16 protein-coding genes are annotated in these 19,922 nt (G+C 59.8%); 7 read left to right on the forward strand and 9 right to left on the reverse strand.

The genetic code is table 11. The features are described from left to right. Nucleotides 1-105: 105 nt before the first annotated feature. Nucleotides 106-867 carry a helix-turn-helix transcriptional regulator gene (locus tag FHT73_RS26875; protein WP_183716057.1) on the forward strand — a complete coding sequence of 254 codons (762 nt, stop codon included), beginning with the start codon at nucleotides 106-108 and terminating at the stop codon, nucleotides 865-867. A gap of 8 nt (nucleotides 868-875) precedes the next feature. Here FHT73_RS26875 and FHT73_RS26880 read toward each other — a convergent pair whose 3' ends face one another. Further along, the gene (locus tag FHT73_RS26880; protein WP_183716058.1) at nucleotides 876-1,625 is read right to left on the reverse strand and encodes a 2OG-Fe(II) oxygenase; all 750 of its coding nucleotides are present in this window, start codon (nucleotides 1,623-1,625) and stop codon (nucleotides 876-878) included. A 196-nt stretch (nucleotides 1,626-1,821) separates the two neighbouring features. On the opposite strand from FHT73_RS26880, the gene FHT73_RS26885 reads away from it, so the two are divergent. Together FHT73_RS26885 and FHT73_RS26890 are read left to right on the forward strand one after the other, a co-directional pair. After that, on the forward strand, nucleotides 1,822-2,331 hold the full coding sequence (locus FHT73_RS26885) for a cytochrome P460 family protein (protein ID WP_183716060.1): 510 nt from the start codon (nucleotides 1,822-1,824) through the stop codon (nucleotides 2,329-2,331). 474 nt (nucleotides 2,332-2,805) lie between these two features. Further along, nucleotides 2,806-4,092 (forward strand): epoxide hydrolase family protein, encoded by a 1,287-nt coding sequence (locus tag FHT73_RS26890; RefSeq protein WP_183716062.1) that lies wholly within the window; start codon nucleotides 2,806-2,808, stop codon nucleotides 4,090-4,092. 151 nt (nucleotides 4,093-4,243) lie between these two features. Here FHT73_RS26890 and FHT73_RS26895 read toward each other — a convergent pair whose 3' ends face one another. From FHT73_RS26895 to FHT73_RS26905, 3 genes are all read right to left on the reverse strand, one after another. After that, entirely contained in the window at nucleotides 4,244-5,395 is a 1,152-nt protein-coding gene (locus tag FHT73_RS26895) for an MFS transporter (RefSeq protein ID WP_183716064.1), read from the reverse strand. 282 nt (nucleotides 5,396-5,677) lie between these two features. After that, on the reverse strand, nucleotides 5,678-6,889 hold the full coding sequence (locus tag FHT73_RS26900; RefSeq protein ID WP_183716066.1) for an MFS transporter: 1,212 nt from the start codon (nucleotides 6,887-6,889) through the stop codon (nucleotides 5,678-5,680). Nucleotides 6,890-6,900: 11 nt separating this feature from the next. Continuing rightward, nucleotides 6,901-7,725 carry an aldo/keto reductase gene (locus FHT73_RS26905; RefSeq protein ID WP_112611022.1) on the reverse strand — a complete coding sequence of 275 codons (825 nt, stop codon included), beginning with the start codon at nucleotides 7,723-7,725 and terminating at the stop codon, nucleotides 6,901-6,903. A gap of 167 nt (nucleotides 7,726-7,892) precedes the next feature. Here FHT73_RS26905 and FHT73_RS26910 point away from each other — a divergent pair, with 167 nt between their 5' ends. Together FHT73_RS26910 and FHT73_RS26915 are read left to right on the forward strand one after the other, a co-directional pair. Further along, a complete protein-coding gene (locus FHT73_RS26910) occupies nucleotides 7,893-8,801 on the forward strand; it encodes a LysR family transcriptional regulator (protein WP_112611024.1) in 909 nt (302 codons plus the stop codon). 92 nt (nucleotides 8,802-8,893) lie between these two features. Beyond that, nucleotides 8,894-10,345 carry a GAD-like domain-containing protein gene (locus FHT73_RS26915; RefSeq protein WP_183716068.1) on the forward strand — a complete coding sequence of 484 codons (1,452 nt, stop codon included), beginning with the start codon at nucleotides 8,894-8,896 and terminating at the stop codon, nucleotides 10,343-10,345. A gap of 15 nt (nucleotides 10,346-10,360) precedes the next feature. Here FHT73_RS26915 and cueR read toward each other — a convergent pair whose 3' ends face one another. After that, nucleotides 10,361-10,810, reverse strand: coding sequence for a Cu(I)-responsive transcriptional regulator (cueR, locus tag FHT73_RS26920; RefSeq protein WP_183716070.1), 450 nt, complete (start codon nucleotides 10,808-10,810; stop codon nucleotides 10,361-10,363). Nucleotides 10,811-11,127: 317 nt separating this feature from the next. Between cueR and FHT73_RS26925 the strand changes: the two genes are divergently transcribed. Both FHT73_RS26925 and FHT73_RS26930 read left to right on the forward strand, forming a co-directional pair. Further along, the gene (locus tag FHT73_RS26925) at nucleotides 11,128-12,603 is read left to right on the forward strand and encodes a multicopper oxidase family protein (RefSeq protein ID WP_183716072.1); all 1,476 of its coding nucleotides are present in this window, start codon (nucleotides 11,128-11,130) and stop codon (nucleotides 12,601-12,603) included. A 181-nt stretch (nucleotides 12,604-12,784) separates the two neighbouring features. Continuing rightward, nucleotides 12,785-14,119 carry an acetyl-CoA hydrolase/transferase family protein gene (locus FHT73_RS26930; RefSeq protein WP_183716074.1) on the forward strand — a complete coding sequence of 445 codons (1,335 nt, stop codon included), beginning with the start codon at nucleotides 12,785-12,787 and terminating at the stop codon, nucleotides 14,117-14,119. 170 nt (nucleotides 14,120-14,289) lie between these two features. Here FHT73_RS26930 and FHT73_RS26935 read toward each other — a convergent pair whose 3' ends face one another. The 4 genes from FHT73_RS26935 to FHT73_RS26950 all read right to left on the reverse strand — a co-directional run bounded on the left by FHT73_RS26935 (nucleotide 14,290) and on the right by FHT73_RS26950 (nucleotide 19,909). Further along, nucleotides 14,290-15,381, reverse strand: a complete 1,092-nt coding sequence (locus tag FHT73_RS26935) for a porin (RefSeq protein WP_015343906.1) — start codon at nucleotides 15,379-15,381, stop codon at nucleotides 14,290-14,292. Nucleotides 15,382-15,746: 365 nt separating this feature from the next. After that, the gene (locus tag FHT73_RS26940) at nucleotides 15,747-16,952 is read right to left on the reverse strand and encodes an adenylate/guanylate cyclase domain-containing protein (protein ID WP_112606103.1); all 1,206 of its coding nucleotides are present in this window, start codon (nucleotides 16,950-16,952) and stop codon (nucleotides 15,747-15,749) included. A 30-nt stretch (nucleotides 16,953-16,982) separates the two neighbouring features. Continuing rightward, complete coding sequence (locus tag FHT73_RS26945) at nucleotides 16,983-18,605, reverse strand: MDR family MFS transporter (RefSeq protein WP_183716076.1); 1,623 nt, start codon at nucleotides 18,603-18,605, stop codon at nucleotides 16,983-16,985. Nucleotides 18,606-18,682: 77 nt separating this feature from the next. Continuing rightward, the gene (locus tag FHT73_RS26950; protein WP_183716078.1) at nucleotides 18,683-19,909 is read right to left on the reverse strand and encodes an HlyD family secretion protein; all 1,227 of its coding nucleotides are present in this window, start codon (nucleotides 19,907-19,909) and stop codon (nucleotides 18,683-18,685) included. Between the last annotated feature and the right edge of the window lie 13 nt (nucleotides 19,910-19,922).

Consider the following 19,922-nt stretch of genomic DNA (forward strand, 5'->3'; position numbering starts at 1 on the left):
GCGTAAGCTTTGCCCTGTTTCGTCCGCATCTTGCCGCAAACGGTCTTGCCGGTTACGGCCATGTGTGGAATTGTGAAAAAAATTACGCAAACAGGAAACGAAGGAATGGTCCAGGGCGACCCCTATCTGTCCGACAGCCAGAACAGCGCCGTGGCCGCGCGGGTTCGTGAGGAGATCGCCCGACGGCGCATTTCCAGGCAGCGTCTTGCCAACGATGCCCGCATCAGCCTTTCGACCTTGGAGAAGGCTCTTTCAGGCCACCGTCCTTTCACGCTCGCGACCCTCATTCGGCTGGAGCAGGCGATGGGTGTCGTCCTGCGGGAGCCGGCTGGAACGCAAGCGACCGTTGTCAATGACAAGCCCGGCCATGCCCCCGAGGAGCTTGGTGCCTATTCCCGCGCCTCGGTTTCCTGGCTGGAGGGCACTTATCTAACGCTTCGTCCGTCCTTCGGCGATGCGAAGGCAATTTTCGCCTATTGCACCGAGATCGCCTGGGATGGAGAACGGACCTGTCTGAGCTTCCGGGAACGCGAGCGCAGCGATGCCTCGTTTTCACAGCAGGGCTCGGTGTCGGTGCCGCACCTGTCGGGGCATATCTACCTGGTGACGAATTCGTCCGGGCAGTATCGCATGGCGATATTGTCGAGGCCCAGTATCACCGGCGAGATGTTCGGTCTGCTGATGACATTGCGCGCCGGGCAGGGCTCACATCTCACACCCGTCTCGACGCCGCTCGCCCTCCTGCCCATGTCGGCTTTCGCGCAGCCGTCGCTCGGGCGCGTCTTGGCGGGCGATCAGAATCACGAGGCATACTCGGCCATCATGCACAGAATTACCGGAGAAAATTACGCCGGCTTCGTCGGTTAGCGGCGCCCTTAGCGGGCGTCGTGAAAGATGATCCCCACAGTGTGGCGCATGCCTGAGCGGACGCGGCTTACCCCGTGTCTGAGATTGACGCGGTAGCTTCCCTTCGTTCCGCGCACGGGCCGATTGTGGACCGCAAAGGCGACGGCATCGCCCTGTCGAAGCGGCACGACTACCACGCGGCTTTGCATGCGCGGCCGCTGCTCGGTCAGGACAAACTCGCCACCAGTGAAATCCTGTCCCGGCTCCGACAGCAGAATGGCCACCTGGATCGGAAAGGCGAGTTCGCCGTAGAGATCCTGATGCAGGCAATTGAAGTCTCCCGGCACATATTGCAACAGCAGCGGCGTCGGGCGCCTCTGGCCGGCCTCATGACATTGCCTTAGGGAGGCGGCATGCTCATCGGGATAGCGTTCCTCGACGTCCATCCGTGCGTTCCAGCCGTTTGCGATGCCGGCGAGGTGGGGATAAAGCGCTGTGCGCAATCCACCGAGAAGCCGCGGCAGCGGATAGTTGAAATAGCGGTATTCGCCTCTTCCGAAGCCGTGACGAGCCATGATGATGTGGCTGCGGAAATGATGTTCCTCGGGATAAAGGCTGGAGATTGCATCGCATTCCTCCGATGCGAGAAGCTTCGGAAGGATGGCGCAGCCGAAGCCGTCAAGTTCTCCCGTCAGCGACGGCCAATCATAAGCGTCGCCCCGAGCCTCTATAGAGTTTTCCGTGAAAGCCGGCGTGGAAGTGGAGATCGATGTGTTCATGTCGGGTCCTCGGAAGCCGCGATAAGCTGAAGCCTAGCGTCCGAACCGGGGCGGTAGCCACCCGATTTCCGATGAGCAGCTCACACGAATGGGTTTCCCTGGCTACATTGCGATACAATCGAGCCGTTTCCTGAAATTTAGCGGATACAATTCCCGGCGATCTTCTGCGGGATTATCCGTCAGGCAGGAGTCAAAAATGAAATTCGCATTCCTTAGCGCATTGGCCGTCTCAAGCCTTGCCGTTGGCATCGCCGCGTCTCAATCGGCAGGTTCTGCGACGCCGCCGGAAAATGCCTCGCCGATTTATGGCGTCACCATACCGGAAGGCTATCGGGACTGGAAATTCATTGCGCCGGCACAAGAGGCTCCACCGCTTGACGAACTTCGCGCGGTACTCGGCAACGATATCGCTATCGACGCCTATAAAAAGGGTACCCTGCCTTTTCCGGATGGTTCGATCCTCGTCAAGCTTGCCTATAAGCGCAAGCAATCAACGGAGTTCGCGCCGGCAACGGTGCCTGGAACGCCGACCACGGTGCAGGTCATGGTGAAGGATTCCAAGAAATATCCCGACAGTCACGGCTGGGGTTTCGGACGGTTCATCGACGGCAAGCCGGTTGACGTTGCGCAACATGAAACCTGTCTCAGCTGCCATGTCGGCAACGTCAGGGATCACGACTACGTCTTTACGCGCTACGCGCCGTAAGGTGCGGCAACGCGATTGAGTGAAATTTGCCGGTCTGATCTCATCATATCGCGGCCGGCCGGCTATCCATGGTTTCTCCTCCCGCCAGGATAGCCGCCCCTATTTTGCCCATAGGCGAGCGCCGCTTCGAGCAGGTAGCCATCGAGCCGCTTCCATCATCGAAGACGACTTCCATACGCTCGCGCAAACCCTCTGGTTCCACTTCAGGGTTCGGCAGCGCCGCATTGCCTCATTTCCCACCCCCGAGATTCTCCAAAAATTCCTCTTCACTGGCTACTCGGCCAAGTTCCATATTTTTCGCGTGCATTTTGCCGCTGGCAAAGCCAAAACGCAGAGTTCTGTGTTCCATTGTAGCCTCGGTCGATCTGGACAAAGAGGGATACAATTTGGCTGGGTTGAGGACACAGCCGGGATACACGCAGAGAGCAAAACTTCGCGGCATTCAACAAGCCTCCCAAACATTTGGAGATTCTGATGTCGCCTTTATCCTTCTCAATGAATAGACGCGCCTTTGTGACTGCGGCTGCCGTCGCCGGTGCAGCCTCGCTCCTGAAGCCCGCCATATCCTTTGCCGCATCGGACGCCTTGCCTGATGGTGTGAAGCCGTTCAAGGTCCATATTCCCGACAGCGCGATTGCCGAATTGAAGCAGAGGCTTGCGACGGCACGCTGGCCGCTCAAGGAGAATGTCGCTGACGACTCCCAGGGCGTGCAACTCGAACGCCTGCGCGATCTCGTTGGATATTGGGCCGACGGCTATGATTGGCGAAAGGTGGAACAGAAGCTCAATTCTCTGCCGATGTTCATGACCGAAATCGATGGGCTGGATATTCACTTCATTCACGTGCGCTCCCCACACGAAAACGCAATGCCGCTGATCATGACCCACGGTTGGCCGGGCTCGGTTCTGGAAATGCTCAAGGTCATCGATCCCTTGACGAATCCGACCGCTCATGGCGGCAAGGCCGAAGACGCCTTTCATCTCGTGGTGCCATCGATCCCCGGTTTCGGCTTCTCCGGCAAGCCGAAGACGAGGGGCTGGGGTTCGGACCATATCGGCCGGGCATGGGGCACGCTGATGAATCGGCTCGGATATGAGAAGTTCGTCTCGCAAGGCGGTGATTGCGGCTCGGTCATCTCCGAGCGCATGGCGCATCAAAAGGTGCCCGGACTGCTGGGCATTCATCTCAACATGCCTGCGATCGTTCCAAAAGAAATCGTGCCGATCTTGGCTGCAGGTGCCCCTGTGCCCGCAGGTCTCACTGCGGACGAACGCGCCTGCTTCGAGAAGCTCGCAATTTTCTACCGGGACAGCGCTGCCTACGCCCAAATGATGGTTACGCGTCCGCAGACGATCGGTTACTCGCTCGTCGATTCGCCGATCGGAATGGCCGCGTGGATGTACGACAAGTTCGCCGAGTGGACGTATAGCAACAAGCAGCCGGAAAAGGTTCTCACTCGGGACGAGATGTTGGACGACATTTCTCTCTATTGGTTCACGGAGACGGGTACCTCGGCAGCCCAGATCTATTGGGAAGACCACACCAACAATTTCAACGCTCTCGAAAGGATCCCTTCCGTGCCGGTCGCGGTTAGTGTCTTTCCGGGAGAAATCTATCAGGCACCCAAGTCGTGGACGGAGCGTGCCTTCGGCAATCTGATCTACTTCAAAAAGACCGAGAATGGCGGCCACTTTGCGGCCTGGGAGCAGCCGGCGATTTTCACCAATGAAGTCAGGGCGGCATTCCGCTCGCTGCGTTAAGCGGGCAGAGGCTCCTGGTTTGGTGAAAGCACCGCAGGCGAGCGATGCCCCACGCTTGGCTGCGGAGGAGGGGGAAGCGTATAGCGTTCCCCCTCACAGCGAATAACGGATGCTGGCGAAGATGGAGGCGACTTCAGCGATAGGAGAGCCCTTATGCAAAAGCGCTGCGGCGTGCGGAGAGCGACCCGATGCCCATCAAGGCGGCGAGGATGACCGGGATGCAGACAAGGTAGGCCGTGCGAATTCCTGCATGTTCGGCAACGAATCCCAGCAGCGGTGGAGCCAGGAAGAAGACGACGAAGGACATTTGTCCAAGTGCGGCAACATTGACATGAGCCGGACGATCGGTGCGCTGGGCGGCGGCCGAAACCGCAAGCGGATAAACAGCGCTGCAGCCGGCGCCCATGAGGGCAAAGCCGAGCAGCGCCACATTGGAGTGGGGCGCGACCCAGACGGCGCAGAGGCCGGCAGTCGAGAGGAGCAGCAGCGACAGTGCAACGGAGCGGGAGCCGAAGCGATCGACGAACTGGTCCGCAAACAATCTTGCCAGCGCCATGAAGAAGGTAAAAAGCGTCAATCCGAGACCGCCGACCAAGGGCTCGACGTGAAAGACGTCGCGCATGTAGATCGCCGACCAGTCGATACCTGCGCCCTCGACCAGAAAAGCGGCAATGCCGATCACGCAGAGAGGCAGAAGGCCGAGCGTCGGCAGCGCGACATGCCCGGCCTCCGGATGATCCTGTGCCGGGCGGGCGGGCGCATTACGCATGCCGGCAATGACAAGCGAACCCACGATCAGCACGAAAGTGAATGTCAGGGCAAGGTGCAGCTGCATCGAAATGCCGGCCTGGCGGATGACCGAAGATGCGAGGGCGGTGACGAAGAAGCCGAGGCTCCAGAACCCATGGGCGCGGTTCATCACGCCCCGGCCAAGCTGCGCCTCGATGCGATCGATCTCGACGTTGAGATTGATTTCAAGCGCTCCGGCCAGCAGACCTTCACAAAGCAGGATGGCAAAGACAAGCGGAGCAACGCCCATCCAGGGCACGAGCGCCAGGGATGCGGAAGTTCCGAGCACGGTGATGAATGCCGTCTTGCGCGCGCCCAGACGTGCAACGATCGGGGAGGCGAAGGTGAGCGATATCAGGGCGCCGATAGCTGCGCCGATCAGTGTCAGACCGAGCTCCGATTTGTCGATCTGCAAGGCGTCCTGCAGATCGGGAAGGCGCGACAGCATTGCGCCCATCGATACCGCAAAGAGGAAGAAGCAGACATAAATTCGCTGCTGCGGTTCAAGACGCATTTCGATGCTCCGGAAAATCTGAACACGAGAGATGGAAAGGGTCTATCCGAAAGCAACCAGCGCTGGCAATACGAAGGCCTTTAATTCATCAGACAAATTAGAAGTGCCGGCCAATTTCGGTATGTGCGGCACCGGCCAGCACAATACGATAAGGCGTGCCTTCAACAGGACAAAGCTACAAGTAATCCCCGGGATGGCGCAAAACCGCCTGCAGGCGATGGCATCAACCTGCAGACGGCATGATCAGGCCTCATTATCGAGGGCTTGGACGCCTTGAGCTTATCAAGCGCCGCAATTTGCCGGGAGCGATGACGGCTTGCGCGTACCGATCAATACAAGCGCCAGACCGGCGGCGGCCAGCAGGCCTCCGGCAATCGCGACCGCCGCATAGCCGAAGCCGAGGCTGATGACGGCGGCACCGGCGGCCGCCCCCAGAGCATTGCCGAGATTGAAGGCCCCGACATTGATGGAGGAAGCAAGCCCCGGCGCTTCTGCCGCCGCTTCCATGACGCGCATCTGCACGGGCGGGACGAGGGCAAATGCCGCGCCACCCCAGAGAAGCAGACCGATGGCGGCACCAACGTGGGTGACCATCGCCAGCGGCAGCGCGAACATGATGGCTGCGAGCAGAGCCAGGAAGATCTTGGTCGCACCGTCGAGCGACCAGTCGGCGAGCCGTCCGCCCAGCCAGTTGCCAATCGTGAAGCCGACGCCGATGAGGATCAACCCGAGGGTCACGAAGCTATTGGATGCGCCGGTAAGTTCGGTGAGAGCCGGAGCGACATAGGTATATAGCGAGAACATCGCGCCTGCGCCCATGACGGTGGTTGCCATCGCAAGCAGCACGGTGGGGTGAGTAAGTACGGTAAGTTCCCGCTTGATATCAGGTATCGCGCCACGCTCGCCTTTCGGCAGGGCGAACCATAGCGCTGCAATGGCGGCTATGCCGATCAGTGCCGTTCCTGCAAAAGCCATGCGCCAGCCGATCGCTTGACCGACCCAGGTTGCGGCCGGCACGCCGCCGATATTGGCGATCGTCAGCCCCATGAACATGGCGGCAACGGCGCTTGCCTGCTTTTCCTTCGGCACGACGCTAGCCGCCACCACCGCACCCAGGCCGAAGAAGGCGCCATGGTTAAGGCTGGTGACGAGCCGCGCAAGCAGCAGCGTGAAGTAGCCCGGCGCCATCGCCGACATGAGATTTCCGATCGTGAAGATGCTCATCAGCAGCATCAGTGCCGTGCGCTTGCCAAAGCGACTGAAGGCGAGCGTCATGAAGGGGGCGCCGACCATCACGCCGATCGCATAGGCGCTGATCAGAAGGCCGGCGGTCGGGATCGAGACGTCGACCCCCTTGGCGATGACGGGGAGAAGTCCCATCGGCGAAAACTCGGTCGTGCCGATGCCAAAGGCACCGATCGCAAGGGCGAGAAGCGCCCATTGGGCGTGAGAGGATGTTTGGGCCTTTTGGGTCGTCGAAATCTTGGTGTCCATATTGAAGCTCCTTAGGCGTCCCATTCGGGCGCGAGACCGGGCGGGCTGACGATCCGGCCATCCGGGCGTGCGAGATTGGCGATGGCGGCCATATCCGCCTCGTCGAGATTGAAGTCGAAGATTGCGATGTTTTCCTTGACGCGCTCCGGGTTGGCCGTCTTGGACAAAGCGATGTGGCCTTGTTGGATCAGCCAGCGAAGACCGACCTGCGCGGCGCTCTTGCCATATCTGGCGCCGATCCGCTGCAGCACTGGATCCTTCGGCACCGCACCGTCGGCCATGCCGTAGTAGGCGGTGATCGCAGGACCGCTTGCTTTTGCGGCTGCAACGAGCGCGTGCTGGGGCAGATAGGGATGGATCTCGACCTGATTGGTCATGATCGGCGTGCTGGAAAGTCTGACCGATTCCCGCATCTGGGCGATATTCTGGTTGCTGACGCCGACGAAGCGGGTTTTGCCGGTGGCTTTGACAGCGCTCAGCATTTCGATCTGCTCCGCGACCGGCACCTTGTCGCCCGGCCAATGCAGAAGGAGAAGATCGACGCGGTCGGTCTTGAGCTTGTCGAGGCTCTCGTCGACCGAGGCGGCGAACCTGTCCTGACTATAATTGTCGACCCAGATCTTCGTCGTCAGGAATAGATCATCGCGCTTGGCGCCGGCGGCAGCAAGAGCCCGGCCGAGGGCCGCCTCGTTCTGATAGATCTGTGCGGTATCGAAATGACGGAAACCGGCCTCCAGTGCGGCCGGGATGACCCGCTCTACTTCTGCGTCCGACATGCGGAAGACGCCGAAGCCGAGCGCGGGAATTGTTGCGCCATGGGCGGTAACGGTAAGCATCGAAAACTCCTTTTGAAAGCCTCGGCGGCTTCGGCCGCCGTGAATGGATCGAGCACCGGACTTGATGGCGCAATCTCTTCCGCCTATGAAATAGAGAGCGCGTTCTCGATTGAGAATTGGCTGAGTTTTCACATTATTTGTGAAACTAAATCAAAGATTGGTGTTCCATGGACAATCGCGCTGGCGAAATGCAGGTATTTCTTCGTGTAGTGGAAGCCGGCAGCTTTTCGGAAGCGGCGCGCCTGCTGCGGATGACGCCTTCGACCGTCAGCAAGCTGATCTCCCGCATCGAAGCCAGGCTCGGCGTGCGGCTCGTCGAGCGTTCCACCCGGCGGCTGTCGCTGACCCCGGAGGGCCAGATATATTATGAGCGCAGCCAGGCCCTGCTGCACGATCTCGACGAGGTCGAACAGGAGCTGGCACAGGGTGCGACGACGACCGGCGGCACGGTGCGGGTCAATATTGCCGTTGCGCTGGGGGTGCTCGGCCTCGAGCCGCTCTTGCCGGAATTTTGGCGGACCTATCCCAATGTTGTCGTCGATCTGTCGCTTTCCGATGAAATCGTCGATCTTTATCTCGACCGCACCGACGTTGCTTTTCGGGTTGGGGCTTTGCCGGCTTCAGGCATGATTGCACGCCGCATCGGTATTGCCCGCCGCAAGATCGTCGCAGCGCCCAGCTACCTCGATCACCACGGAATACCGCTGGGCGTCGATGATCTCTCGCGGCACAATTGCCTGGGTTTCAATTTCCGCCGTCTTGCACCTGTCTGGCCGGTGCGGGAAAGCGGCCGCATCGTCGATCGCGCCATGACGAGCTCGCTGCTTGCCAATAATGGCGAAACCGTACGGCGCATGGCGCTCGCGGGTGTGGGGCTTGCCCGCATGGGCGACTATCACGTGCGGGCCGATATTGCGGCCGGTCGTCTCATCGAGGTGCTTGCCGATGTCGTCGAGCCGGACGAGGAACAGATACACGCGGTTTTTCTCGGCGGCGCGCGCATGCCGCAGCGCGTGCGCGTCTTCCTCGATTTCGTCGTGCCGCGTCTCCGGCAATTTCTGGATGGCGAAGCCTGAGCCGATTGCTTCGATCAGGTGGGGAATAGGGAAATTGCGTGGCTGGACGATCGGTATCTTGTCCGATGGACGCCGCCGTCCATATACAACTTATGTTTGATCGCCTTGTTCTTCCGTTTCGCCGCCTTGCTCTTCACCGCTTCATCGCAGAGCATCCGCCATCGCGGCAGGTTTCCCGAGCTGACAGCGAGCTCGTCGCCGCCTATGAAGGCATTCTTCCCGCCAGCCTTCTCGAATTGTGGCGTCGCAAGGGGCTTGGGTTCTATGGCGAAATGCAACTGGCCCTGATCGACCCGCGACCATGGCAGGCCGTGCTTAACCGATGGATCATTTCGCCGCCGGATGACGTGCGGCGCATCCCGATTGCACTGACGCCATTCGGCGTCCTTCTATATTACCGCAAGTTGACGGCAACCGACGAGGATGTCGTCTTCATCGATCCCGTATCGAAAAGGACGAGCGACCTGGCTTGGAGCCTCGATGAATTCTTCAATCGCTTCCTTTGCGACAGGCAGTCGCTTGAATCCCTCATTTCGCCGGCATTAGTGCGGTCGGCGCGTGAGGAATGCGGAGCACTCTCGTCGGGCGAGGTCTACGAGATCGACCAGATGCTGTTTTCGATGCAGATGCTGCAGATCGCGAAGGTCGATGCCTTCGAGATACACCAGCGTCTTCGCGATGCCGTCGATCCGCCCAGGCCGACGGCCGAGAAGCCAACGACGGTGGCCGACGCCTTGCCCGTCGAATATCGCCCCGGCTTCGAGGATGTTGCAGCCGGTCAGGGTCTGACCGGCCTGTACTTGTCTTCCTATATCGACTGGCACAGGCTCCTGGCGCTTCGGGCCGATGGTCGTTACAACCTGTTGTTCTGGCGTATCCATCATCGGACTTTGGAACGCGTCGAAGTGCGTTTCTACAGCGGGGCCTATGAAACCTCCCGCAACGCTCAAGGTGATGAGATCGTTGAGCTCGATATCCGCTTGCGCACCGATTCCCTCGGCGGCGACGACAATGACGACCGTCTCGTGGTGATGCATTCGGGCGGAACCAGCTTCCTCCTGCGTGTCCACGATCTGGACGATATCGCAACGGCGATCGGCGGCTGGGACGAAATGGGGCACAGCGAATACTATTTCCGCCGGGTCACGCTGGATGAGGCTTTCGACGAAGAGCCGAGCGACGGTCGTGCGGCACCGCCCTTTGCCGATCTTCCGCATGCCCTGCATGCCCTCGTGCATGTCGAGCCGCTTCGCACCACGATTACGCATGTGGCGGACCCCAACCTTGACGAAGAGGACGACGGCGAAGGCACGGTCATGTGCACGCTCGATCTTGGCGAGGACGACGGACTGCGGTTCAACATGCCACTCTACTCGCCCCCCGACACCGGCCGCCATCTCAAGGGCTGGATCTGGGAAATGGCCCCTCATGCCTGCAAGGTCGGCGTCCAATATCGGCGCGGCGAAGACGGCACGATCGAACATGGCCCGGTGATCGGCGATATATTGACGACCCGCGCACCAGACGAGTCGCTGAGCGGATGAACCGATGAGCGGAGATCACTGCAACGCCCGCGGTATGGCGCCGGTTCGAGGCTGGATCGACAGATTTTCGTCTTCCCGATCGGTCTCGAGCCGCTGCAGGATCGGGCAATGCGGACGATGGTCGCCCTGACAGGAGTTAACGAGCATGGTAAGTGTGTGCTCCATATCCTGCAGGTCCGCGATCTTTTTCTTCAGTGCCGCGATATGACCCTGAGCGAGGCGCTTGACCTCGGCGCTCTGGCGGCTTTCGTCGCGCCAGAGCCCCAAAAGCTCGCTGATTTCAGCAACGGCAAAGCCTAGATCGCGCGCCCGGCGGATGAAACGCAGCATGTGCACGTCGGTATCCGAATAGTCGCGATAGCCCGATGCCGTTCTGCCGGCCGCCGGAATAAGGCCGGTTTCTTCGTAATAGCGGATCATCTTCGCCGATACACCCGATGCTTTCGCCGCCTGTCCGATATTCATGAATGTTCTCCTCAGGCACCGCCTGATGTTGCCGATGGAAGATCGGCCTTCCAACCATGGGAAGGTCAATAGCATATTTTCCGCCGCAGGACACTTGACCTTACCATGGTTGGAACCTCCACTTTGAGCACCATCAGATCGAAACAGATGAGAATTCTCATGGTGCTGCGACTTGAAAACATGACCTGCGGCTGCGCCAGATCCGCCACCAAGGCAATCAGTCTGTCGCTCCAGACGCCAGGATCGAGACCAGTCCGGATGCGTTGACGGTGGTGAGCGCGCTTATGAGGATATCGTTGAGTAAGAGGAAGCAATCGATGCATCGACGTAATTTTCTGACAGGGCTGGCGGGTCTTGCGATTTCCGGGCCGGCCGCGGCCCAGATGATGCATGACATGGGACATATGGGAGCAAACGATGCTCATGACATGGCGATGACCGGCGGTAAACCTGTCCTGCCGGAAGGGCAGCCTTTGCGGGAGCTGCCGCGTTTGCTGAACGAGGCCGGCGAAGCGGGTCTGTTCAAGGCAAGGCTTGCCGCCGAACCGGGGTTGGTTCGCTTCGCAGACAGGCTCGACACGCCCGCGCTCCTCTATAATGGCGGAAATCCGGTGATCGAGGCGCGTGAGGGCGACAGGGTCGAGATCAGCTTCAGGAACGGCATTCCCGATGAACCGACGACGGTTCATTGGCACGGAATGCCGGTGCCAGCCGATCAGGATGGCAATCCCATGGAATCCATCGCCTCGGGTAGCGAGCGCCTCTATGCTTTCGATCTGCGGCAAGGCAGCGCAGCATCCTATTGGTTTCATCCCCATCCGCACGGCTTCACCGCCGCGCAGGTCTATCGGGGTCTCGCAGGCATCTTTCTGGTGAAATCCAAGGATGACCCGATCCCTGCGGAATATGGCGATACTGTTTTGATGTTCACCGATCTTCGGATCGCTGAAGATGGAAGCATGCCGGCGAGCAACATGATCGATGTGATGAACGGGCGCGTCGGCGATCATGTGCTGGTCAACGGCCAGAAAAATCCGGTATTGACCGTGAGGAAAGGGGAGAAGCGTCGCCTGCGTCTCTTCAACGCGACAAATGCGCGCTTCCTGCGACTGGCCTTCGAGAATGCCGCCATGGTGCTTATCGGAACGGATGGCGGCCTTATCGAGGCTTCTGTCGGCATCGACGATTTGCTGCTTGCACCTGCCGAGCGCGTTGAGCTCATCATATCCTTCGATAGGCCGGGAGCGGCAAAGCTTGCCACGCTCGACTATGATCGCGGGTGGATGGGACCCGGCAAGCCCGAAGCGGCCGGCATAACCCTGCTGACCGCAAATGTTTCAGAGGAGGCTGCACCCAACGTGCCACCGCTTCCCGCGACGCTGCGCTCCATCGAACACCTTTCTAAGCCGGCCGTCACGCGTGGCTTTGTGTTGACGGAATCCATGGAAGGCATGGAGATGAAGTTCCTCATCAACGGCGCCAGCTTCGATATGAAGCGCATTGACGAAGTTTCGAAGGTCGGACAGGTCGAGCTCTGGGAAATCGTCAACCAGGCGGATATGGACCATCCGTTTCATGTGCATGGGACACAGTTCCAGCTTGTCGAACGCGAAAAGAATGGCGCGGTCACCCAGCCATCCTACCGGGCCTGGAAAGACACCGTGAACGTTGCCGCCGGCGAGACGGTCCGTATCCTGCTGCGACAAGATTTGCCGGGGCGGCGCATGTATCACTGCCACATCCTCGAGCATGAAGATCTCGGCATGATGGGTACAGTCGACGTCCGGGCCTGACACTTCCATTCTTGCCGGTGTGAATGCGATGTTCGGGTCTTGCGCAAACAGCGGGTTCGGCGCTTTTATGTAAGCGTGTTCCACTGCAGCAAGCGCTCGCGGCGGCCTCGGAGGAGGGCCGGCCACGATCCTGCAGTGGATGCCAAATTGTGCTGACGGTGGCATTCAAGGGGAGGACTCGATGGCCGCTAATCATCAGACGCAATACCGCGAACGCGTTCGCTCTGCCCATGAGGCCGTTGCTCTAATACCGTCCGGCGCGAAGATCGCCATGCCGATCGCTGCCGGCCAGCCGCCTGCCATCCTTGCAGCATTGGCCGAACGCGCGCGGGCCGGGGCGGTGGACAACGTCCGGCTTTATTACCTGCTTTGCACGGGTGTCGCCGGCTCCAGCGTGCTCGACTTCGACCTACGCGACCGCATCATTCCCATGAGTTATTTTCATGGAGCGGTAGATCGTGCCTTGGATAAGCGGCGAATGGCGGAGACGCTGCCTGCCGCCGAAATCGTGCCATGCCATTTCAGCCAGGTGCCGCGCTCGCTTGTCGAGCATGTCGGCGTGGATACGTTGATCGCTACTGTCTCGCCCATGGATGCGGACGGGAATTTCAGCCTCGGCGCCAGTACGGATTATGCGCTGGCGGTCGCCCGCAAGCCCGGCACTCGGCTGATCCTCGAAGTCAATCCCAGCATGCCCTATGTGCGGGGCAATTGCATGATCCCGGTCTCGCGCGTCACGGCACTTGTCGAGAATGACGCAAACCTGCCGGCGCTTGCTGCCGCGCCTCGTTCGCAAGTCGATGATGCGATCGGTGCTATCATCGCCGGGCTTGTGGATGATGGTGATTGCCTGCAGATGGGCATCGGTGCGCTTCCTGACGCAGTTTGCGCCGGTCTCTCACAGCACCGCCACCTCGGCATCCATACAGAAATGATGACATCGGGACTTGCCGCTCTAGTCAGGGCTGGCGTGGTCGACAATAGCCGCAAGCAGATACATCTTGGGCGAACCATCTTCACCTTTGCGCTGGGAGACAAGCCGCTTTACGACTTCCTGAACGATAATCCCGATGTCGAGGCGCATCCCGTTGATTATGTGAACAATCCGTTCGTCATCGCTCAGAATGATCGTATGGTGTCGGTGAATGCGACGCTGCAGATCGATCTCAATGGCGCGTGCAATTCCGAATTTGTCAACGGAAGGCAGTTCAGCGGCTCGGGCGGCCAGGTGGACTTCGTTCGCGGCGCCTATGGCTCACGCGGCGGCCGCTCGATCATCGCCTGTCATGCGACGGCGGCGAAGGGAACTCTTTCGCGTATCGTTCCGAACCTCACAGGTCCCGTAACGACGTCGCGCAACGATATCCATATCGTTGTTACCGAATATGGCTGGGTGAACCTCAAGGGCAAATCGGTGGCAGAGCGGGCAAAGGCGATGATCGGGCTTGCTCATCCCGATTTCAGGGAGGCGCTGGATCGTGCCGCTCATCAGGCGGGCTACTACGCGCCAGACTGATGTCGTTTCTGACGACAGGAAGGGCGTAGGTTCGCTGGGCAATAAGAAGGAACCGGAGGGAAACCGGATCCTTTGCTTTGATCGGAGGTCAACCGATTGCTATGAGAAGCCTGATGGATCGGTACATCAGGCTTCCCGTACCTGGTCCCAGGAGACCAGGTAGGTCGCTATTAGAAGCTACGCTGGAAGCGCAGGATACCAGCCCACTGATCCTGGTTCACAGAATCGAAGTTGGTGTAGGAGACTTCCGGCTCGATGAGCAGGTTCTTGACCGGGTTCCACTTGACGTTGGTGGTTGCGGCAAAAATCTTCGAGTCGGTGTAGGCGAGCTGCAGGTTCCACTTCAGCTTTTCGTTGATCGGAACGCCGACGCCGCCCCAAACAGCCCAGTCACCCCAGCCGCACTTCGATGCATCGTTAGCCGGGCAAGAAGAACGAGCCAGGTTGGTGCCGGCATACTTGTTCAGGTTGTCGCCATCGGTGTTCCAGCCGCCCATCAAGAAGGCCGAGAAGACGCCGAAGTCAGCATCGACACGAGCCTTGATAGCGCCTTCCGACTTGATCGAGTCGTAACCGCCAATGACCTTGAAGCCCCATGCGCCGGACTTGAAGCCAGCACCGGCAACGACGTCAGGAGCGTAGTGGTTGGCCTTGTCGTCCGATGCCCAGCTTGCGCCGTAGCCAGCGCCCGAGCCGCTGGAGTTCGAGTCTTCGACCGAGACCACAGCCGTGAAGCCGTTGCCGGCGTCGTAGTTGTAGGTCAACTGGTTGAGTTCGTACGGACCGTCATAGATCACGTCGTCGTTGATGACGTCGCCGGCATAACCGATGTAGGAGTTGAACTGCGAGTCAGCCTTACCGACCAGAAAGCCGCCGAGGCTGATGTTGGCGAACAGCAGCTTAGAGGAAGTGGAGTTGCCTTCCTGCCAGTCCCAACGGATGACCGTGTTGGTCTTCAGCGGGCCGTATTCGGTGTCGGTCGCGGTATCGAGGCTCAGCTGAGCGCGGGTATGCCAGAGAGTGCCGTTATGGCTGTTGGCATTGTAGGCGTCGTACCACTTGCCTTCGGTACGGACCATGCCGCCGACCTTGAGGCAGGTTTCAGTGCCTGGAATGAAGAAGTAGCCAGCGCCGTATGCATCGCAGATGCGAACGTATTCCAACGGCTCGGGCTCAGCAGCGACGATTGCGTCAGCCGCATGGGCGCCAGAAACTGCTGCCAGTGCAGCAGCGGAGCCGAGAAGGAGGCTCTTGATGTTCATTATTAAACTCCTGATTGCAACGGATCGTACATATTCCAAGGAGCGGGCACAACGGACCATCCCGGCGACACTGCTTGCAACGCGAAGCAACCACCAGGCATCTGCGAGAGACTGCGGGTATTATCCCCACCCCTTTGGAACCTCGTTAGCTGGCGGCTGAAATAACACCCCACCAGATCGCAAGCTAATTAGCTCCCGGCAACACAGCTATATACATTCTGATTGTTTGTAAATCAGCTCCGGAAGTATCCGGAAACGGAAAAAAGGGTTGTTGATTTCATGCAACACATGCCAGGCGGGAAAATTCGGCGGGAGGGGAGCCGGCCTCCTTATAATGCCCTGCGCTGCATCTCCTGTCCGCCGCTTCAATCAGCGATCGTGAACAATTCCATCGCCTCGGCAAAGCCCTTCAGCCTCTGCCGGCCGATGGAGATTGCATCGTTGATTCCGGCCTCATCTCGAAACGCGTCGGACATCAGGAGCGCTTCGCCCCTTTCGCTGCAGACGTTCTGTATGCGGCTAACGATATTGACATCAGGACCGATCAACGTGAAATCCAGGCGATTGCCGGAGCCGACATTGCCGTAGCTCACCTCGCCATAGTGCAGCGCGATGCCGACCTTGACTGGTATGCCGCTGTATTCGAAACCGCTTAGCTCGGAGAGGACTGTCCTGGCTGCGGTGAGCGCCGCATCGCAGGCTCCGGACGTGTCGGCGCCTGGAAAGAATGCCAGAACCGCATCGCCCATGAATTTCAGTACTTCACCGCCTTCATGGGCAATCGCCGGTATCACTTTGTCGAAATAGGCATTCAGCAGTTCGAGGACGGTGCTGCCTGGCTGGCGATTGGAAAGCTCGGTGAAGCCGCGCAGATCGCACAGCAAAAGGGCTGCCTCCATCGATTCGATTTCGCCGCGACGAATGTGTCCGGCAAGGATACGGCTCGCCGTCATCGGGCCGATATAGGTATCGAGAAGGCTGAGTTCGCATTGTCTGAGGACGCGGAGTTCGCAGGTGTTGCGCAATGCCGGCAGGATGCGCTCGATAAGGTCATGCTCGCCGGATGTGAAGCCGCCTGGCCGCCGCGTGGCGAAGACGGCGCTGCTGATCGGCCCGTCAGCGTTGCAAAGCGGCGCCACGATCAGTTGCACCAGTCCCCGGCCGGAAAATATGTCGATATGCTGCCAGCGCCCATGCGGACTTTCGCCCGGACCGACGACGAGCGGCTCGCGCATCTCCTGTGCCTTCATGAGCGGCGTATTGGCAAGCGCGAGGCGTGAGCCATGTTCGCGATCATGGATCTCGACCGGTTCGCCGGGCGCCCAGGCGAAGGTGCGGCCGATGAATTCGGGATGCAGCGTCGTCAGGTGCAGTGTCAATCGATCGACGGGAAGGCCAAGCGCCTGCAGGCGGCGGCCAAGCCCGGCAACGAGGCTGGCCTCATCGAGAGCATGGCATTCGTCGCCGGTCAGCCATTCGATGAGGCTCAGTGTTGCTCTGTTACCGATGCCGCCGTTAAGCGTCTTGGGGTCGGCTGTTGCGGATTTTGGAATGTCATGCAGCAAGGTCATGGTTATTTCCTCCTCTTCGAGGTGCGGCGCTCAGTGCGCGCCGCCGCCGGAAAGTTGACCGGCTTTTTTCAGAAGCAGGCTGGCAATCAGGGCAACGACCAGCGCGACGCCGAGCAGATAGAAGGTATCGCTGAAAGCCATGATATTGGCTTGCTTGCGAAGGCTGGCGGCTACTGCGACAATGGCCTTGTGCGCGGCAAGCGCCTGATCGCTCACCCCATGGTTCATGAAGTAGTTGGTGAGGTTGGCAATGCGCGCGCGGGTCGCCTCTTCGAACACCGAGACTGAATTGGTGAGGATGTTGGAGTGGAACTGCTCGCGTTTGGTAAGGAAGGTCTGCAGCGCGGCAATGCCGACCGCACCGCCGAGATTGCGCATCATGTTGAACAGCGCCGAAGCGGATCCAGCATTTTCCTGTTCGATGCCGGCGGTCGCGATCGCCGTCAGCGGCGTGAAGGCGAGTGCCTGGCCGACCGCACGCACGATATTTGGCCAGAAGAGCTGATCGCTGGCATAGTTGCTCGTCATGTAGATGTTCATGAAGTTCGAGGCGGCGAAGAGCGCGAAGCCGACGATGATCAGCAGGCGAGCGTCGATGCGCTTCATCAGCCGTGGGACCAGCGGGATCAAGATCAGCTGCGGAATGCCGGTCCAGGCAAGCACCATACCGATCTGCTCGGAATTGTAGCCCTGGATGCGCGTCAGATAGATCGGCAGGATGAAGACCGAGCCATAGAGGGCGACGCCCATCAGGAAGTTGGCGACGATACCGAAGCCGAAATTGCGGCGCACCAGCAGACGCAAATTGAGGAGCGGATGAGAAGCGCGAAGCTCGATGAAGAGGAAGAGCGTCAACGAAACCGCGGCAATGACGGAGAGACGGACGATGAAAGGCGAGCCGAACCAGTCGTCCTTGTTGCCTTCTTCGAGCACGGTCTGCAGTGCTGCAAGACCGACTGCCATGGTGATGATGCCGGGCCAATCGCCCTTGGCGAGCAGCGAAAGATTCATCGGCGCGCGGTCGAGCGAGATCCAGAGCATGCCGACCATCAGGACGCCCGGTACGAGATTGACGTAGAAGATATATTCCCAGCCCCAGTTTTCGGTGAGATAGCCGCCGATGGTCGGGCCGATGGCCGGCGCGAAGGTGGCGGAAAGGGCAAAGAGGGCAAGACCCATCGGCTGCTTGGGTTTCGGCAGCAGCGTGATGATGATCGTGAAGGCCATCGGGATCAGCACGCCGCCGGAAAAGCCCTGGATGGCGCGCAGCACGATCATCTGTTGCAGGTTTGCGGCAAAGGCGCAGGCGACTGAAAAGAGCAGGAAAAGGACAGCGTTGGTCAGCAGATAGTTGCGCACTGAAAAGACGCGAGCAAGCCATGCGCTAAGCGGAATGACGACGATTTCTGCGATCAGGTAGGAGGTCGAAATCCAGCCGCCATCGTCCGTTCCGGCGCCGATCGCGCCCTGGATGTCGGCTAGCGAGGCATTGACGATCTGGATGTTGAGAACGGCCATGAAGGCGCCAAGTGTCGAACCAACCACGGCGGTCCACATGCGCAGCGGGCTCATGGCCGGTCGGACGACGGTAGCGTTTGAAGCGCTCGGCGATGCGGCTGAATTGTTGTTTGCGGCGATCTGAAGAGTGGCCACGGCGTGTCTCCTTCCGGCTCATGCCGGAACAATCTCATGACGATGCTGAGGTGATAATCGACGAAAATCGGGAGGGATCATCCAGCCTGGCTGGATGATCCCTGTGCGCCGGCTGTCGATGTCTGGGCAGCCTTGGTATCGATTTCCGGCTCCACCGACATGCCCGAGCGCAGCAATCCGGCGAGATTATCGTCGTCGATGACGATCTTAACCGGTATGCGCTGGACGATCTTGGTGAAGTTGCCGGTGGCGTTGTCAGGCGGCAGCAGCGAGAATTCGAGCCCGCTTGCCGGCGAGAGGCTGTCGACATGGCCCTTGATGGTGACGTCAGGGAAGCTGTCGACCTTGATTTCGACGGACTGGCCGGGGCGCACATAGGTCAGCTGCGTTTCCTTGAAATTCGCAACGACATAGACCGAATGCAGCGGCACCACCGCCATCAGCTGCGTGCCTGCCGTCACATATTGTCCCACGCGGATCGAGCGGGCACCGATCGTGCCGTCGACGGCTGCGACGATGTTGGTATAGGAAAGATTGAGCTCGGCTTGCTGGACGGCCGCAGCGGCGCGATCGCGCTGGGCTGCTGCCTGGTCTCGCTGGGTCTGCAGCACGGGAACTTTGGTTTGAGCCGCGACGAGCGCGGCCTGGTCGCGCTCGACAGCCGCCGCTGCCTGCCTTCTGGCCGATTCCGTCTCTTCAGCGCGCGACTGTGTGCCAACGCCGTTGGTAATCAAACGAGCCGAACGGGCGGCATCCGATACAGCATAATCCAGAGAGGCTTGCGATGCGTCGACCGTTGCCTTGGCTTGCCCGATCAGCGATTGCTGCAGCCGGATCTGCGCATCGATATTAGCGATCGCTGCATCTCCAGCCTTTAAATCGGCTTTTGCTTGGGAAAGCGCGGCCTGGAAGTCGCGGTCATCGATGCGGGCAAGCAGCTGGCCGGCCTTGACATGGTCATTGTCGTTGACAAGCACCTCCTTGATGTAGCCGGCGACCTTTGGGGCAATCGTGGTGTAATCGGCCTTCACATAGGCATCGTCGGTGGATTCGACGAAGCGTCCGACCGTCCAGTAGCGATAGCCGAAATCCGCTGCGACCGCGACGCCGGCCAGCAGCGCGGCGATCAACAAGCCACGCTTGATGAGCTTCCTATCTGCCTTGGGGCTGGCGTCAGCGACAGGCGCTTCGGCAACTCTTCCTTGCGGAACGTCGGCGGCGGGAGATTTCGCAACCTCGTTGACCGGAGCAGCATCGGCCTGGCTTGCGTTCTTGAACGCCTCGTTGCGCGGTAGTTCGACCATCGTCCGTTTCCTT

Source organism: Rhizobium sp. BK098 (assembly GCF_014193155.1).
Taxonomy (GTDB): Bacteria; Pseudomonadota; Alphaproteobacteria; order Rhizobiales; family Rhizobiaceae; genus Rhizobium.